The sequence below is a fragment of the Paenibacillus sp. SEL3 genome, from assembly GCF_054602585.1.
The window spans coordinates 1,620,706-1,637,452 of the sequence record NZ_CM137725.1 but is presented as its reverse complement, the minus strand read 5'-3'; the positions used below and the strand labels follow the sequence as shown (position 1 = coordinate 1,637,452).

The window sequence follows — 16,747 nt, the reverse complement described above, 5'->3', positions numbered from 1 at the left end:
TTAATGAGGTGGTGCTTGTTTAGCGCTTTTTTCCTTCACAGAATACTCTTCCAACACCTTTGTTTTATCTCCATAGATCCTATCCAAATGATCTTCTCCCCATAAGCAAAAACGATCAAGCAGATCTTTAAAATCCCAGCCATATTCACTAAGCTCATATTCCACTTTGGGGGGAACTTGGTTATAAATGATGCGGTGGATGATTCCATCCTTTTCAAGCTCTCTAAGCTGTTGGGTGAGCACTTTTTGGGTGATTTTCGGAATGAGTTGACGAAGTTCGTATGTACGTTTTCTGCCGCTGGTTAAATGGTGTAGGATAATGCCTTTCCACTTTCCACTGATGACCTCCAAAGTTGCCTCGATCCCGAGCATATAGGTTTTGGCTTTGTCTTCCATAGACTTTTCCCCCTCTCCGATCTGTAGTACAAAAAGCACTAAGGAACCTTAAAGTACCTACAGTACATTGAAGTGCGTACTTCACACTTTAATGTATAACATCCATAATAGCATCTGTAGACAGGGTTCACCAATTATGAGGAGAAAGAAGGTTACGGATACATGAAAGTTTTATTGGTCGTCACGCATCCTAGAGAAGATTCACTAACCCTTGCGGTCATGAATCGTTTTGTAGAGGGATTGAAAGAGAATAAGCACGAGGTAGATATTTTGGACTTGGATCGGGATGGATACAATCCGGTGTACAGCGCTGCAGATGAGTTGGATTGGAATACGACCCATAAACAATATGCTCCTGAAACACGGAAAGAGATGGATAGAATAGTGGCTGCGGATGCTCTGGTCTTTGTGTTTCCATTATGGTGGTATAGTGTCCCGTCCATGCTAAAAGGGTACCTGGATAAAGTGTGGAACATAGGTTTACTTCAGGAGTTCACGTCAAAGCAGGTTCTGTGGATGTGCTTGGCGGGGGGGACGAAAGAACATCTGATCAAGTATGAATATCACGATTTGGTTACTAATTATTTGAATAAAGCCATTGCTGGTTACGCAAGAGTAAGAGAGTCCAAGGTGGAGTTCTTCTATGATACTTTATCCGAATCGAAAGAATACATTGAAGGTTTACTGGAGCACGCTTATCAATTAGGTCGGGCATATAAGTGAATTTTATTCTGATAACAATGATAATTTAATATTATTGAGGATTTTACAAAATCCTGATTATTGAAAAAGGGTTAAGGATCGTTAGACGGCACTTAACCCTTTTTTATTTTGTAGACGAGACTCTATCCTTTTATAGGCTCGTGCATAGGTGCTGATGGTGCCCCTTGCATAGATAACCCGCCGCCAGTTGTGCTTGCTGGAACAACGGGATGTGGTAATCCCTTTTCAGAAGCAGTGCCCGCAGTCTGCTTGGCCAGCTTCTGTTTCTCCCATAGGGCTCTGGCGATCACCAGCAAGGAGAGTACACCCACATATAGTAACAGAGAACCGAGTTCGGGAAGCATCTCCTGCAAAGGTGCACCACGCAGACCCATAGTGCGCAGGAATTTATACATCCATACAAAGGGGAAGAAATCACCGATTTGAATCGCTAAAGGTGGAAACAGTGATCTGGAAAGAACAGCCCCTGATAGAACAAAAGCAGGCATGAGTATCATCACCATTCTGCCAATGGCTATTCCCGGATGTGCAGCGCCCCATGCAACCAGGACATTGATACAAACGGTACCGAATACATACAGGACAACTGGAATTATAAAGAGAATTGGATTGGCCTCGAAACGGCCTCCCCCAAACACTTTAAGCATCCCTAGAGAGAAGATTAAGCCAGCCGTCGAAAACAGCGTATAAGGAAGCATACGCAGCAGGATGTTGAACGGATTTTGCAGCTCAGCAGCCAGCCTCTTGGAAACCCGGAGTCTGGCGACCAGAGGTAAGCTATTTATATTCAGTATCATAAAAGAGAACATACAAGTGAATGCAAGTATCGTCGTATTCTGATAGTCATTCGTTGGATTAAACATGGAACGCACTTCCAAGGCGATACCATTGAGGGCCCCTTGAGCCTGTTCTGCGTTCATCCCGGTTTTCAACATAGCTGGAACAGACAGTTCCATATTCTCGGAAACGCTAATTTCCTGCATAGCTGTACGAATCGAAGTAATAGATTGTACATTGGTATTATCGAGAATGAGACCCACGCGGCTGGAGAGGGAACGATTGTGATTGTCCTCTAAACCATGCGGCAATGAAATAACAGCCAAATATTGCTCATGATAAAAATACTGTTCAGGGTTGTCCGTATACGAAACAATCTCAGCTACGTTCATATACGGGGAAGCATCTATTTTCTGAATGAACTCACGGCTGTAAGCTGTGTTATCTTGATCCACCACTACCACGTTAGCGTCGTTAATTTGGCTGCTTGGGAGCAACAGTGAATACCCCAGTACGGCAATCAATGGGAAGATAATAGCTATAATCGGATACTTGGAGTGAACCAGATACGACCATTCATCACGAAGAGATTTCATTTGTATTCACCTCAACTGTCATGCCTGGTAGCAAAGCTGCTTCTCTTGTTACATATACACGTATCTGGAATGTAGCGGTATCTGCTTCTCCTTTTTCACGGGACATCTTCACATTAGCGAATTGTGGTGCAGCAGTTACATAGCGTACCGTACCTTTCAAGTCCTTATTGAGACCAGAGATATGAGTTTTAATTTCTTGATTGGCCTTGAATTTCCCCGCTTGTTCTTCATTCACATAGAGATCGTAATATAAATCGTTGGTTTCCAGGGTAATCACAGGAGCACCTTGCGCCACATTTTCGCCGACTTTGGTACTAATCGAAGTCACCTTGCCATCCTGTGGTGCTTTTAACACCAGGCGTTCTTTTTTGAGCAGCAACGTTTTAAGCTGAACTTCCTGTGTGTCTTTTTGTTGCTTTAAAAGGTCAATAGCCAGCTTCTGATCTGCCAACTGTTGACGACTCTGCTGAATGGTTTCCAGCTGGGTCTTGGAACGATCGACGGACAATTGGGCACCGCGAATTTCTTCCTCGGCTTGTTTTACCGAAACGGCTGCTTGTGTCGTCTGTTCACTGGCCTGCATACGTTCTTCAGAAGTGGCACCATGAAGTAGCTTTTGTAGAGCCTCTTTTTGCTGACTCAACTGATTTGTCGCTAAAGTCAAAGAGGATTCGGCATCATCCAACGCTGCTTTGGATGCACTTCCTGCATCATAGAGTGCTTTATTACGCTTATAGTTGGTCTGCGCAGTCTGAACGTTTTTGGTTGCTGAGGCTACAGCAATTCGTTGCTGCTGAACATCTTCATCCCGAACCCCGTTATTGACCTGTTGTTCCGCAGCAGTGGCTTGACGCTCAGCCGCTTGTGCCCGCTGCAATGCTGCCTGACTTTTACTCTCAGTCACTTGAGCTTGCGCGATATCTAGCTGTGCCTGTTTTTCCTGAGTTGCTGCCCGTGTATAGCCTAAATTGATGGATTGTTGTTGTTGGCTGATTTGCGTATTGAACTGGGCAATTTGTGTCCGCAGCTGCTCAATTTGCAGATCCACATCTGTGGAATCCAAAGTCATAAGGACAGTTCCTTTTTTCACCTTCGTTTCTTCTGTTACCGGGATGTTCAGGACTTTGCCTCCTACTTGTTCAAAAGATACATGAATGCTATCCGCATTTAGTGTTGTGCCTTTAACGGATCGCGAAGCATTGACTTGATCTTGTCCGTTGGTCTGGAGCAGGAAACCCCCGCCGATCAGACAGGCGATAGAAATGAGAGGGATGATGAGGCTGGTGGCTTGTGTGCGATTCATGGGTAATACGCTCCTTAGATTCATAAAATGGGTTAAACATAGACTCGAATAAATATCCTGATATGTACATTTTATTTATTCTTTTATTTAATAATTTAAAAGTTAGTCGGCTAACTAAAACGCAAAATTAAAACTTATTCTGGTTTTGCTACTTTATATATCTCTTTTGCTTGAGGGATGCCACTTTCTATTTTTTGCAGTAACGTCAGGAGCAATTCCTTTTCATCGGTGGACAGGTGGCTCATCAGTGTGGAAGTGCTTGTAAAATGTATAGGCAGCAGTCTTTCCATCATTTCTGTTCCTTGTTCGGTCAGTTTAACAATGCTCATACGGCGGTCGGAAGGATGAACAGATCGAATAATAAGCCCATCGCGTTCCAGGCGGTCAAGCAGACCGGTAACAGTAGGCTTGCTAACCCCTACTTTCTCCGCAAGCTCTGTAGCCAGCAATCCTGTATGGATGTTGCGGTATAGAAGAATTAATATTGAAAATTTCCCATGAGATATACCGAACTTCTCAAAGCCCTCAAAGCTGACTTTAAAGACGCTGGAAGATACCCGCATAAAAAATAGCATAGCTTCTGTTGCTCTTACATCAATCTCGGGGATACGCATAGAAAATTCTTGTAGCGCCTCACGAGTGGGCAAGTCCCGTAAATCAAAATCCATAAGGTTCTCCTTTCTTCTTACAGTATGTTCCAATCAATAAATTAGTTAGCCGACTAATCTTAATCTATTCAAAAATGAATTTCAAGCTAAACTTTGTTAATCGTCATGCGATTGTTCACCATATGGAGGTTGTTCGTGCCATGGTTCAAGCTTTTCCCTACATTGATATTTACAATGAAGTGCTTGATAATAAGTGGATATCGCACGAGACCAAAAACCCAAAAGTGAGGAACCTGGAATGACGACAAAATTATACTACACTGCTCCAAATCTTACGGAGTGGGACACTCATATTACACAGAGCATGGAAAGAGACGGAAAATATTTGGTTACGCTGGAGGAAACGGCCTTTTATCCGCATGGTGGAGGCCAGCCTTGTGATACAGGAACAATTCAGGGCGTCCGTGTATTAGATGTTGTTCTCGAAGAAGGGGATATTTGGCATCAGGTAGAGCGTTTGCCGGAGGATCGGAAAGTAGCCTGCCGATTGGATTGGGAACGCAGATTTGATCATATGCAGCAGCATAGCGGGCAGCACTTGCTGTCAGCGGTTTGTCTAGAGTTGTTGGGTGCCCGTACGGAAAGCTTTCATCTGGGACAAGAATATGACACGATTGATGTGAACTGTTCGGATATAACGCCTGCGCAGCTATCGGCAATCGAGCAGGAAGTAAATCAGCAAATCTATAGTAATCGCAGCATAAAAAGTTATTTTGTAACCCGTGAGCAATTGAAGGACATTCCGCTTGTGAAAACGCCCAAAGTGACAGAAAATATTCGGATTGTCGAGATCGAGGGCATTGAATATAATGCTTGCGGTGGCACACATGTAGCTCAGACCGGGGAAATTGGAATCATTAAATGCTTAAAATGGGAGAAGCAGAAGGGGATGGCAAGAATCCATTTCAAATGTGGCGCTCGCGCACTCCAGGATTTTAACGATAGTGTTCAGATATTGGACGTGTTATCTATGAAGTTCAATACCGGGCGAAAAGATATTTTGACCCGATTCGAAAAGTGGGAGCAGGAGCATAAACAGCTTAAGGCGCAAGTGGAGCTCCTACAAGAGGAAAATGCTTCGTACCAGGCGAAAGAGTTGCTATCTGCTGTGCGGGGGCATGTTCTTGCTCATGTATTCGAACAAAAATCCCTGCAGGACATGCAGCAATTGGCTACCAAGCTGACAGCTGAGCATGATTTGCTTGTTCTATTTGCCACAACAGCAGAAAACAAAATCCTTCTGGCACATAACGGCACCCAGTCTGTTAGCTGCGGAGCATTTTTGAAAGAGAATCTGGGGGCATTTCACGGTAAGGGGGGCGGTAGCAACCAATCAGCTCAGGCTGCATTCCCGTCCCGTGAAGACCTTTTGAATTTCTTTGAAACGGCCCAGCGCCAGTTCGTTCAGGGCTGATGTAATGGAGGATTAGTGGCGTAGGGGAAGCTTCCACTTTTCCTTTTCTGTAAATAAAATAAAAGAAAAAATAAGTGCAACAACAGCGCCCCAAACGGCTTTATCCCCAATTGTCAAAGTTAGAAATCCCCCCAGCAAGGCTCCTACCAAGAAGGCTGCCAGGATGACACCATAACGCATCGCTCGAATGGCAGCGTTCGTGTCCTTGGTCGTTACGGCGACATACACAGCCTCGATAGCTGATCGGAGGTTACCGGTGCTGACCGTGGAGGTGTACGGCACATCAATGAGCTTGCGGAAGGAAGTCATTTGCACGGAAGCGACGAACGAGACGATCACCACCACTACCGTATTGGGAACTCCTTGCGGAATCAATCCCACGATGAAAAAAATCGCAATTTCCAGTAAAAGAATTGCGCGGGTCCAGTCCGGAGTTAAACGGTGGGTTGATTTTCGTTTAATCCCTTCAGCAACAAAAACCCCCAGTGAAAAGGCGATCAGGGGCGGGATATAGGATAACGCCTGAATCCAGTGCCCCTGAATGACTTTGACAGCCAGCAGCACGATATTGCCTGTCTGTGCGTTGGCGAAAACACCGCCTCTTCCAACAAAGGTATATGTGTCCAAAAAGCCCCCTACTAATGATAGTAAGGCGCCCAGTCGCAACGATTCGGACGTTACCTGATGTAAATGTATTTTGCCTTTCATAAACACGGCATATAAGCCTCCTATGCTAAACGTCGATTGTTTAAAGCTAACACGAAAATCCAGGACCATACAATTAAATTAATCACTTAAGCATGAAAATGACACAAAAAAGCCACATCAGGTCCCATACAATAGAAAGGACGTGATGCGGCTTGTTGGAGTGCTGTTTAAAGTGTCATCTGGAACTTCGAGAATGTGCTTATTGCAGAGCTTGAACGAGGGCTGCGCCGAATTCCTGTGCACCATCTGGGCCATCGGCTGTAATAATGTCGCTATGCGCAACGACATGCTGAGCGAGATATTCGGCTTGATGCACTTGAAGCTGATCCTTTTGTATATCCACTGGATAGCATGTAGCCGTTCTACCAGAGAGTAGTCCGGTTTGAGCCACGGCTACAGAGCCTGCGCAGATGCCAGCCAATAAAGTCTTTTGCTCATGAGTTTGTTTTAGCAGAGTTTGGAGATCCGCGTTATTCCACAGATGGTCATTCGTACCTGATCCGCCGATCACAGATACTACATCATAATCAGCCAGCACAGCGTTTGTAAAAACAAGATCAGCTGTCGCTTTACCGTTGTAGTCACCCGTGATTTCGCCTGTTTTTGTACTAGCTAGGGTCACGGTAACGCCTGCTTGCTCCAGCGCTTCCTTCGGTTTAAACAATTCATCCTCATTAAAGCGCTCTGGGGGTATAATAAAAAGAGCTTTTTTACTCATACTTTATTCCTCCTTGAATGTGTAACGTTATCTACTATTGTAGGATGGCTTCGTCAGGCTGTGAAGAATGCACTTTCAAGTACGGAGGTTACCTGCAGGTTACTATTAGAGTGCAAGACCATGATGATTTAGAAGGAGTTAATTATATATGTCTGATACGCTAAGAGAAGAAATACGGGAGAAGATCGTTAACGGAGACTATAACTGCGAAAAGGAACTAACCTTGTCAGTGTTAAGCGGAAAATGGAAGGTCGTCATTTTATGGCATCTGGGTGTGGAAGGAGCGCATCGTTTCAGTGACCTGCAAAGGCTGTTTCCGAAGCTGTCGCATAAAGTGCTGACCAATCAGTTGCGGGAGTTGATGGAGGACGGTATTGTGCACCGGGAAGTGTATCCCGAGGTACCTCCAAAGGTGGAGTATTCGATGACCGAGCTGGGGATGACGATTTTACCCATTGTGGAGATGATGTATGACTGGGGGAAAAAACGGGTGCAATCCATACGTGAGGAAATGCAACGCAGCGGTGAGGGAAACGTTTAAAGTTCCTTCATATGAAAAATAGAACGCCTTGCACTATGAGTACAATTGTACTTAGAGCAAAGGCGTTCTTTGGCATGTTAGCAGTCTGTGTTTTTATCATATTAGTCTAGGAACAATAGCGGTAGACGTGAAGCTGCTTCAATAAGAATCATTGCTGTTCAAGTGCTGGTAGAACCTCAATCCAGCGTGTAGCCCAAGTACCGATATGGTCAAACAAAGGAGCTAAATCGCGTCCTTTATCCGTAAGAGAGTATTCAATCCGTACGGGCTTCTCAGGATAAACCATACGTTGTATGATTCCTTCTTCCTCCAGCTCTTTCAAACGGTCCGAAAGGACCTTTCCACTTAAATTAGGAATTGAATTCTCAATAGCGACGAAACGTTGCGGACCATTCGTTAGTTGAAATACGATCAATACCGTCCAACGCTTACTCAGTAGTTCCATAGCCTTTTCAAACCGTGGACACATCTGCGGAATGTTCATGTGATCACCTCATGCTTATTATTAACGATTCACTGTTAAAAGTAAATGATTTTACTTTACATAAATTTATTACTTGACGAAATGATATGATATAAATATACTTTGTTACATAAAGTAACTTGTTAGCTTTGAGACGGAGCTTAAGATATGAATACTTAAAATTTAAACTTAATTTGATGTTATTTTTGATATTATTAATGATGTAATTAAATGAACAGGTACGAACTAATCGTTGAGGTTATGGTTTGGGTGTAGGGGGAAGTCGGATGAAGCTGGAATGTGAAGTGTGCGTAGTTGGAGGGGGACCCGCAGGGACTTTGTTGTCCTGTCTACTGGCGGCGCAGGGTGTATCCACGATATTGATTGAGCGGCAGAGCATAGCGGGAAAGGCCTTTCGCGGTGAAATCTTGAATGATGAGGGTCAGGAAGTGATCCAAAGGCATAAGCTGCTCGAACAAATTCATGAGAACTATGTTCTCGCCTCCACAAGGATCGAATATTGGGGGCATCAGCGGCAAGTGAAGACGGTCAAGCCAGTATCAGTTGATGGTAATGTGGGGGTTCATATTCCACAGCCTCGATTTTTGGAGGCTTTGCTCAAACAGGCGTCAACCTACGAGTCCTTCCGTTACCTGGCGGGTACAACTGTGACTGCGTTGGAAGGTAACAGCGAGCAGGGGTACACGGGCTTGACCGCCCGCGATAAGAACGGTCATGAGATCACGATTCACAGTTCGTTGATTGTAGGGGCAGATGGTCGCTATTCGACTGTGCGCAAGCTGGCGCAGATGCCTGTGACGAACATTCGACACGGCTATGATCTGCTATGGGCGAAAATTACGGCACCTGCTGGGTGGGAGCCCGTCACTCGTCTGGCATGGGTCAACGGAGGACAATTGGCTTTATTCTCGCAGGCTGAGGGCTATATTCAAATTGGCTGGAATGTGGAGGAGGGTAGCTTTCCAACCCTGTTTAAGCAATCCTTTGAACCATTTATACAACGGTTTACAGAGGCTTTTCCAGATTTGAAGCATAGTGTGCATGATCATATTCGTTCATGGAAGGACTTCGTACCGTTGGATATTTTCAGCAGTCGTAGTGACACCTGGACGCAGAACGGACTGGTCCTTATTGGAGATGCGGCGCATACCATGACACCTACCGGAGCTTTTGGCTTGAACGCAGCTTTGAAGGATGCCGATGTGCTAGCCAGTGAGCTTCTTCGTTTACGACAGAAGAGCTATACCGCAGGAGACCTAAAGGCGTTCGAAGACGGACGACGGCAGGCTGTCACCGAGCTTCAGGAACGGCAACTGACGATGGAATCCACGTTTCATGAACATTTCTTACACAGAGTTCAATGATTTATGACCCTAACAATAACGATTAGCCTTTGAAGAATTAGGCATTTTCTATATAGAGCTTATATAAAGGATGGTGCAAAGAGATGAACCAGAAAGATGTAGCTACGCTACTTAACGATAAAATTCAAACCGTTCGTGGAGAACAATCTTCGACGATTTTGGTTGGACCGATCAAGCTGCCAGTTAATTTGGAAGGGGAAACGGTTGTTTTTCAGTGGTACTGCTGGTTGCCTGTACGGGATGAGGAAGATCGTCAGGACTTACTGAATGCCACCGCTGAGACGATTGTGAAGCGATTGTCCACACTGGATTTGGCAGAGGGACAACAGTCAAGCGTTTTGGTGTACGGCGATTTCGAGCAGTCGGAAAATGCATTAGTTCGCATGCATAGTATTTGCCATACTGGAGATATTTTTGGTAGCAAGCGTTGTGATTGCGGATTTCAACTCCACCAGTCCATGAAAATGATCGTGGAACATGGAACGGGTGCATTGTTCTATCTGGCTAACCATGAAGGCCGCGGAATTGGTTTGTTTAGTAAAGCAATGGCTTATATTCTGCAGGAAGAAGGCATGGATACCGTCGAAGCCAATCATCAATTGGGTTTTGAAGATGATACACGCAATTATGCAGATGCCATTAGTGTGCTCCGTCACCTGAGACAAAAGCCAGTAACTCTGATTACAAACAACCCTAAAAAGCTGGATGCCTTAAAGAAATCGGGTATGAATGTGGCGGGTCGTATGCCGCTCTGGGGCGATGTGTCGCAATATAATGAACGGTATTTGAATACAAAAGTGGAACGATCCGGCCATTTGCGGGATTCCGATCTCAGGGAGGTTCTATGACCACTCACGAAAAATATATGCGCCTGGCACTGGAAAATGCCAGAAGTGCTAAAGGGCAAACAGAACCGAATCCGCTCGTCGGATCAGTCATTGTCAACAACGGCCGTATCGTTGGGATCGGCGCTCATCTGAAGCCCGGCGAGCCACATGCCGAGATTCATGCGTTGCGTATGGCGGGTGAACACGCTCAGGGAGCGACGATTTACGTAACGCTGGAGCCGTGTTCCCATCACGGCCGGACAGGCCCGTGCGCGGAAGCGATTGTGAAGGCTGGTATTCGTCGAGTGGTGATTGCAGCGCTGGACCCGAACCCGCTGGTTTCCGGCAGAGGGGTGCAGATTTTGAAAGATGCAGGCATTGAGGTCATTGTCGGCGTATGTGAGCAGGAATCCATCCGCATGAATGAAGTGTTCAATCAATATATCGTGAGCAAGCGTCCTTTTATTACGATCAAATCAGCAGTAACGCTGGACGGTAAAATTGCAACTCGAACCTCTGAAAGCAAGTGGATCACATCTGAGGCTGCACGGGAGGATGTGCATCGTCTTCGTCACGAGCATGTAGGAATCCTGGTCGGTGTACAGACCGTGATTCATGATAATCCTCAGCTTACGACTCGTCTACCAGAAGGACGGAATCCGATTCGTATCATTCTGGATAGTAAGCTTCGAATTCCATTGGATGCTCGTGTCATTACAGATGGGGAGGCTCCGACCTGGATATTCACAGGACGGGCCTACGATGAAGGCAAGCGAAGCCAGCTGGAACAGCTGGGTGTAAAAGTATATCCGACACAGGATGAAAACAGCGATCGGGTTAACCTGCCGCAAATGTTGGATATTCTGGGGGCAGCGGAGGTGTCATCGGTGTTCGTGGAAGGCGGAGCCGAAGTGAACGCTTCGTTCGTGCAGCAAGGGCTGGCAGACAAGCTGGTGCTGTATATGGCGCCGAAGCTGGTTGGAGGACGTGCAGCCCCGGGATTTCTCGGGGGAGAAGGCGTGTCTGCGATGAGCGATGCGGTGGCATTGCATGATTTGAGCGTGACACAGGTTGGTGTAGATTGGAAAATAGAAGGGTATTTTGAGCGGGGAAAATGAGTGAGTTGTTTTCGGGTGGAGGAGGCGCTTCGCGGAGAGGTTGATCTTCCGATCGCTGTTGCAGTGGGATTCTTCGGATTGTATGAGAGATTTAAAGGTAAGAATCCCACTGCAAAGGCGAACGCTTCCGCTTCTCCAGATTCAACCCCTTCGCTCCGCTGCCGCTCACCGCAAAGTCACTCTTTTTCCGAAATGTTGTGGAGCATGGGAAGGGCATAAGAAACTAAATACTCAAAAACTCAAAGGCTCAAAAACTTATAAATTCAAAACAGAGGATCTGAAGGGCTAAAAGGCCTGGAGGATTCTTTTTTTATATACTAAACGTTTATTAGGGTGAATGGTTAATGGGATGAATAACTTATAGGGTGAATGTCTTATGGGGTGAGTTTGAAAACATAATTACGCGAATGTCTACCACTGGATCTATAATTTGGATGCTGTAGGCAACATCGACCGCAGCATCACCGCTAATTCACCTATTTATGCCGTATTTCAAAAAAACGGTGTAAAAACCTATGTGGCCTACAACTTTACAGACCAGGTCAAAACAGTAACCTTCTCAGATGGGCACAGTATTACCGTGCAGCCGAATAGCTTTAATGCCGGAAATGGAAGCGGCGGTGGCAATCCGCAGCCTGATACGGAGGCTCCATCCATCCCGGCGAATGTGCGAGTTACGACCAAAACGGCTTCGGCAGTCACTCTGGAGTGGGATGCAGCTACAGACAATGTTGGCGTTGCTGGGTATATCGTTTATAAGGACGGGGCACAGGCGGCAGAGATAAGCGGTATTTCCGCTTCAATGACAGGGCTAAATGCAGCTTCAACTTACAGCTTTACCGTTAAGGCTCGCGATGCAGCTGGTAACCTATCTGCAGCAAGCCATGCTGTATCGGTAACTACGGAGGCAGCATCTGGCGGTAATGAGGGTGGCGGAGAAACGGAGGATTATAAAGCAGGAGCTCGTTTTGTCAGCGATCGTGAAGCATTGCTTCAATTTACACCTAAAACAGCCTCGGCCTATGTTGACGTGCATTACACTTTAACGGGTGGACAACAGCTCAATTACCGAATGACCAACAACGGCGGTGTCTGGGAGCAGCGGGTAACAGACCTCGATATCGGGAAGGGTGTCAGCTATTGGTTTACCTATGAAAAGGCGGGATTGCAATACGAGACCCCTCCATTCAGCTATACACACCAGCAGATTGCCTCAACAACGACAGACGTTCCAGAACTTCCAGAACTTCCAGAACTTCCAACACCAGGCGCTGATCCCGTTTTCGAAAAAACATCCTAGTGGATCAGGCCTAAGATACGAACGCGACTAGTTAACTATAGAAAGAAAGACACGAGGGAAGCACATATGCTTCTCCTGTGTCTTTTTCGTTTTTTATAGGGTCGTAATACTTTCGCCATGTTCGCGAGTTCTAGATTACGCGATAATGATAAAGGCTGATACAGGAAGATATTACCGAGGCGCGGATTTCCAAAGGTCCCGCAGTGCCTGCCCTGATGGGGTCAGGTATCCTGTAAACTTGCGTATCCACCAACAATTAGGGTTCGATTCCCAATCGCCTTCCACGCGACTTCTGGTAGAGTATTCGAATGATCGAATAAAAACAATGAAAAGACCCGGATAAGAGCATCCCATGTCTGGTCTTGATGACAGATACCGGGGCGATGGCTATGTGGCCAGCGGATACCGGAGAGAGCAAGCACCGACAGGGCTCGAGGCTTCGGGGATACAGATTCACAGTCGATGTTGGGCTGATGAATCCCATCCTTAGAACACGAAAACAGGCGGTATCTTTCTTTTTCCTCAAGCTTGACCCCGCCGTTCACACCGGAGGGATGCTCTGCAAGGGTCCTAACCCTACTACAACAAATAAAAATAAAAAATCCTCATTTTAAAAGTGTGTTAATTTTAAGGCGGGCAGCTACGGAGCGGTCCATTTGAATCTGAAGAAGCGAAGCGTTCGCCTTTGCCCCTGAATTTTAACCCTATAAGGGGTTCATCAAATCCAAAAATTCAGGAGCAACAGCGATCGGAAGATCAAATGGATCGCGGAGCGCCACACGTAGAAAAAAGCACTCTTTTAAGTTGAGGATTCTAAATACTAGGAGTGATACGATGTTTAAGAAGATAACAATTAAATCCGATGAGCGCGGATTGCTGTTCAAAAAAGGAAGCTACCACAAATTGTTGCAACCAGGAACTTACCTATTGAAGACATTTCAGCAGGAAGCGGTTGAAATTTTGAATGTAGCCGAACCATTTTTTGTACCGGACCATGATATTCGTTTGTTTTTGACAGATCCCCTATTGCTTGAGCAATTGAATGTCATTGATGTAGAGGACCATGAATATGTGCTGCATTATGAGGATAATCGGTTTGTGGAGCTGCTGACGGCTGGGAAATATGCTTATTGGAACGTGCTCAAGGAACATCGTTTTGTTCGTGCAGATACTCGGCAGCCTGCAATTGATAAGGCATTGGGGCAAGCATTCTTGTCCAAGACACCGGGCTTCTGGAAGGCGCTTCAGGTGGGCAGCTATGAATTAGGATTTTTGTATTACGATAATGTGTTGCAGGGTGAGCTGAAACCGGGTAAATATTATTTCTGGATGTCCACGGTGAATACAGAGATCAAAACGATAGATATGCGACAACAGCAAATGGACTTGATGGGACAGGAAATCATGACAGAGGACAAAATTACGCTGCGCCTCAACTTCGTCTGTCAGTACCGTATCATCGACCCATTGCGGGCATTAGAATTCCGGGCATACGAGGAGCAAATGTACATTATGCTTCAACTGTTGTTACGCGAATACGTTGGCACGATGAAGCTGGATGATTTGCTGAAAATGAAGCAGGAGATTGCGGTATATGTTTTGACTCGACTGAATGAGCAGAGCGACGAATATGGAGTGACTTTTACGTCAGCAGGGGTGAAGGATATTATTTTGCCGGGGGATATCAAGGATATTCTGAATACGGTGCTGTTGGCAGAGAAGAAGGCACAGGCCAACCTCATCACACGACGTGAAGAGACGGCATCCACTCGTAGTCTGCTCAATACGGCCAAGCTGATGGACGAGAACGCCACTCTCTATCGTCTCAAAGAGCTAGAATTCATGGAAAAAATCTGCGAGAAGATTGGCACGATTTCGCTAACTGGCGGGAATACGTTGCTGGAGCAGCTGAACACGCTGGTTCACATGAAAGAGGGGCAGGGACTCCAATAACTGAAAATACTCCCGAACGATGAGTGCAAGCCGCCTCAAGGTTCGGGAGTATTTTGCGTTTTAGTTCGTCTTGGTGGATGCGAGAAAAGCGTCCATATCGATCACCGGAATGAGGGTACCCTGATGCTCCATCACGGTAGGGAACAACTCGCGCTGCCACTCTTCCTCATTGCTTTGTAGCTGACTGTCCTCGGCAGAAGCCGTGTCCTCCACCTGATCGACAAGCAGAGCAATCTTCGCACGGCTGAGCAAAATCATTTTGTCCTCGGAGGAATCGCTGGATGCAGGAAGAAGCAGTTTTTTGCGTAAATTAAGGATCGTAAATACATTGCCGCGAATAGTCACCATTCCTTCATGCCATGCTTCGGAAAAGGGAAGCGGAGTTCCCTTCTTAGCATTCATGACTTCTTCTACTTCCACAAAGTTTAAAGCGAACTTTTTGTCCGCTAGACTGCACACAATAAATTCAGACATAACAATTCTCCTTATCTATTCAGATGAGCCATCACAGGTTGTGATTGAGCGGTAAAATGGGTTAACTATTGCGTTTTGACAGATGGAACGATAAAGTTGAGGATGCGGTAAAATGGTTGTAGTTACTCACAGAATATCACAAACGAGCAGTTAAATCTTCCAAAATAACAACCATACGGCCAAGGCGTGGCTTCAAGTTTCCCTTCATATATAATGTTTGGGACTAAAGCTGTGTCCGATGGCACTACATTTTAAGATAAGCGGGTTGAGGTAGAGTGGATCATGAAAAGCAGCGATTAAGTATCGAAGCAGCCAGATTATACTATCTAAACGACTACAGCCAGCAAGATATCGCGGTCAGACTCGGGGTTTCGCGTCCTACGGTATCGCGGTTACTTCAGGCTGCCAAGGAACAAGGATACGTGCGGATTAGTATTGTGGACCCGATGGAGGATATGGACGCGCTCGGAGAGCAGGTGAAGAAGAAATACGGACTGGATACTGTGTTAGTCTGTTATTCGCCGTTAAATGAATATCAGGAGATCAAGAAGCATATTAGCAAAAAAGCAGCCGATTATTTGCATGAAACGGTACAGGATGCTGATATTATTGGAGTGACATGGGGAACAACCATGCATGCCGTGGCGCTTCATCTCCAACAAAAGCAGGTCAAGGGAGTTGAGGTGGTTCAGCTCAAGGGAGGCGTGAGCCATTCACATGTCAACACATATGCTGTGGAAACCGTGAATTTGTTCGCAGAAGCCTTTCATACTATAGCAAGGTATTTGCCGCTGCCTGTAATTTTCGACAGTCACGCCGTTAAGAAAATGGTCGAGGAGGATCGGCATATCCAGCGTATCATCGAACTTGGCAAGCAGGCGAACATCGCGGTGTTTACGGTGGGGACGGTCAAGGAGGATGCGTTGCTGTTCCGATTGGGTTATTTTAACGGGGAAGAGCAGAAGCTACTGCAAAGAATTGGCAAGGGCGATATTTGCTCACGCTTTTTTGACGCTGAGGGCAACATATGCAGTCAGGAAATCAATAGTCGTACCGTCGGGATTGATTTGCCTGATTTGCGAAAGAAGGAGAAGTCCATTCTCGTCGCTGGAGGCCAGCGTAAAGTGGAGGCCATTCGGGCATCGCTGCGTGGCAAGTATGCGAATATCTTGGTGACGGATCAGTTTACGGCACAAGCACTTTTACAATAGAGCAAGTCGCCTCCATCCAGCAAAATACACGGTTATGGCGTGTGCCTACAGGGTAATATGAATGGTAGGTGAGCGCCTTATGTACAAGCGTGAACATAATTTCAAAATGTGTTTTACATATGTTCAAAGCCGTGCTATGATGATCTCATCACAGAGAAATAAAGGACTTTTG

At 45.9% G+C, this 16,747-nt stretch carries 16 protein-coding genes and 1 pseudogene; 9 read left to right on the top strand and 8 right to left on the bottom strand.

Going from position 1 to position 16,747, the window contains the following annotated elements; translation table 11 throughout:
* The gene (locus tag ACYCS5_RS07820; RefSeq protein ID WP_039273890.1) at window positions 1-396 is read right to left on the bottom strand and encodes a winged helix-turn-helix transcriptional regulator; all 396 of its coding nucleotides are present in this window, start codon (window positions 394-396) and stop codon (window positions 1-3) included.
* Window positions 397-558: 162 nt separating this feature from the next.
* Here ACYCS5_RS07820 and ACYCS5_RS07815 point away from each other — a divergent pair, with 162 nt between their 5' ends.
* On the top strand, window positions 559-1,119 hold the full coding sequence (locus ACYCS5_RS07815) for an NAD(P)H oxidoreductase (protein ID WP_029519338.1): 561 nt from the start codon (window positions 559-561) through the stop codon (window positions 1,117-1,119).
* 122 nt (window positions 1,120-1,241) lie between these two features.
* Here the strand turns inward: ACYCS5_RS07815 and ACYCS5_RS07810 are convergent, their stop codons facing one another.
* The 3 genes from ACYCS5_RS07810 to ACYCS5_RS07800 all read right to left on the bottom strand — a co-directional run bounded on the left by ACYCS5_RS07810 (window position 1,242) and on the right by ACYCS5_RS07800 (window position 4,463).
* Complete coding sequence (locus tag ACYCS5_RS07810) at window positions 1,242-2,492, bottom strand: ABC transporter permease (RefSeq protein WP_069011593.1); 1,251 nt, start codon at window positions 2,490-2,492, stop codon at window positions 1,242-1,244.
* A complete protein-coding gene (locus ACYCS5_RS07805; RefSeq protein WP_029519336.1) occupies window positions 2,476-3,795 on the bottom strand; it encodes an HlyD family secretion protein in 1,320 nt (439 codons plus the stop codon). Before ACYCS5_RS07805 ends, ACYCS5_RS07810 begins: the two co-directional genes overlap by 17 nt.
* Window positions 3,796-3,929: 134 nt before the next feature.
* Window positions 3,930-4,463, bottom strand: a complete 534-nt coding sequence (locus ACYCS5_RS07800) for a MarR family winged helix-turn-helix transcriptional regulator (RefSeq protein ID WP_459761029.1) — start codon at window positions 4,461-4,463, stop codon at window positions 3,930-3,932.
* A 238-nt stretch (window positions 4,464-4,701) separates the two neighbouring features.
* On the opposite strand from ACYCS5_RS07800, the gene ACYCS5_RS07795 reads away from it, so the two are divergent.
* The gene (locus ACYCS5_RS07795; protein WP_069011590.1) at window positions 4,702-5,877 is read left to right on the top strand and encodes an alanyl-tRNA editing protein; all 1,176 of its coding nucleotides are present in this window, start codon (window positions 4,702-4,704) and stop codon (window positions 5,875-5,877) included.
* A 12-nt stretch (window positions 5,878-5,889) separates the two neighbouring features.
* Here the strand turns inward: ACYCS5_RS07795 and ACYCS5_RS07790 are convergent, their stop codons facing one another.
* Window positions 5,890-6,591: a YoaK family protein gene (locus tag ACYCS5_RS07790; protein ID WP_029519333.1), complete on the bottom strand. Its 702-nt coding sequence runs from the start codon at window positions 6,589-6,591 to the stop codon at window positions 5,890-5,892.
* A gap of 193 nt (window positions 6,592-6,784) precedes the next feature.
* Window positions 6,785-7,303, bottom strand: a complete 519-nt coding sequence (locus ACYCS5_RS07785) for a DJ-1/PfpI family protein (protein WP_069011589.1) — start codon at window positions 7,301-7,303, stop codon at window positions 6,785-6,787.
* Window positions 7,304-7,451: 148 nt separating this feature from the next.
* Here ACYCS5_RS07785 and ACYCS5_RS07780 point away from each other — a divergent pair, with 148 nt between their 5' ends.
* Window positions 7,452-7,844, top strand: a complete 393-nt coding sequence (locus tag ACYCS5_RS07780) for a winged helix-turn-helix transcriptional regulator (protein WP_013312050.1) — start codon at window positions 7,452-7,454, stop codon at window positions 7,842-7,844.
* Between the two features lie 148 nt (window positions 7,845-7,992).
* On the opposite strand, the gene ACYCS5_RS07775 is transcribed toward ACYCS5_RS07780, so the two are convergent.
* Window positions 7,993-8,328 (bottom strand): winged helix-turn-helix transcriptional regulator, encoded by a 336-nt coding sequence (locus tag ACYCS5_RS07775; RefSeq protein ID WP_013312049.1) that lies wholly within the window; start codon window positions 8,326-8,328, stop codon window positions 7,993-7,995.
* A gap of 266 nt (window positions 8,329-8,594) precedes the next feature.
* Between ACYCS5_RS07775 and ACYCS5_RS07770 the strand changes: the two genes are divergently transcribed.
* The 5 genes and pseudogenes from ACYCS5_RS07770 to ACYCS5_RS07750 all read left to right on the top strand — a co-directional run bounded on the left by ACYCS5_RS07770 (window position 8,595) and on the right by ACYCS5_RS07750 (window position 14,890).
* Complete coding sequence (locus ACYCS5_RS07770; protein ID WP_459761028.1) at window positions 8,595-9,692, top strand: FAD-dependent monooxygenase; 1,098 nt, start codon at window positions 8,595-8,597, stop codon at window positions 9,690-9,692.
* An 83-nt stretch (window positions 9,693-9,775) separates the two neighbouring features.
* Window positions 9,776-10,540 carry a GTP cyclohydrolase II gene (locus tag ACYCS5_RS07765; RefSeq protein ID WP_459761027.1) on the top strand — a complete coding sequence of 255 codons (765 nt, stop codon included), beginning with the start codon at window positions 9,776-9,778 and terminating at the stop codon, window positions 10,538-10,540.
* Window positions 10,537-11,637 carry a bifunctional diaminohydroxyphosphoribosylaminopyrimidine deaminase/5-amino-6-(5-phosphoribosylamino)uracil reductase RibD gene (gene ribD / locus ACYCS5_RS07760; RefSeq protein ID WP_029519328.1) on the top strand — a complete coding sequence of 367 codons (1,101 nt, stop codon included), beginning with the start codon at window positions 10,537-10,539 and terminating at the stop codon, window positions 11,635-11,637. The genes ACYCS5_RS07765 and ribD overlap by 4 nt, the downstream gene beginning before the upstream one ends.
* Window positions 11,638-12,040: 403 nt before the next feature.
* Window positions 12,041-12,937 (top strand): annotated as a pseudogene (locus tag ACYCS5_RS07755) (fibronectin type III domain-containing protein); the annotation flags it as partial.
* 834 nt (window positions 12,938-13,771) lie between these two features.
* On the top strand, window positions 13,772-14,890 hold the full coding sequence (locus tag ACYCS5_RS07750) for a slipin family protein (RefSeq protein ID WP_029519326.1): 1,119 nt from the start codon (window positions 13,772-13,774) through the stop codon (window positions 14,888-14,890).
* A 60-nt stretch (window positions 14,891-14,950) separates the two neighbouring features.
* Here the strand turns inward: ACYCS5_RS07750 and ACYCS5_RS07745 are convergent, their stop codons facing one another.
* Window positions 14,951-15,364, bottom strand: coding sequence for a chemotaxis protein CheW (locus ACYCS5_RS07745; protein WP_029519325.1), 414 nt, complete (start codon window positions 15,362-15,364; stop codon window positions 14,951-14,953).
* A gap of 275 nt (window positions 15,365-15,639) precedes the next feature.
* Between ACYCS5_RS07745 and ACYCS5_RS07740 the strand changes: the two genes are divergently transcribed.
* Window positions 15,640-16,575 (top strand): sugar-binding transcriptional regulator, encoded by a 936-nt coding sequence (locus ACYCS5_RS07740; protein ID WP_023990386.1) that lies wholly within the window; start codon window positions 15,640-15,642, stop codon window positions 16,573-16,575.
* Window positions 16,576-16,747: the final 172 nt, after the last annotated feature.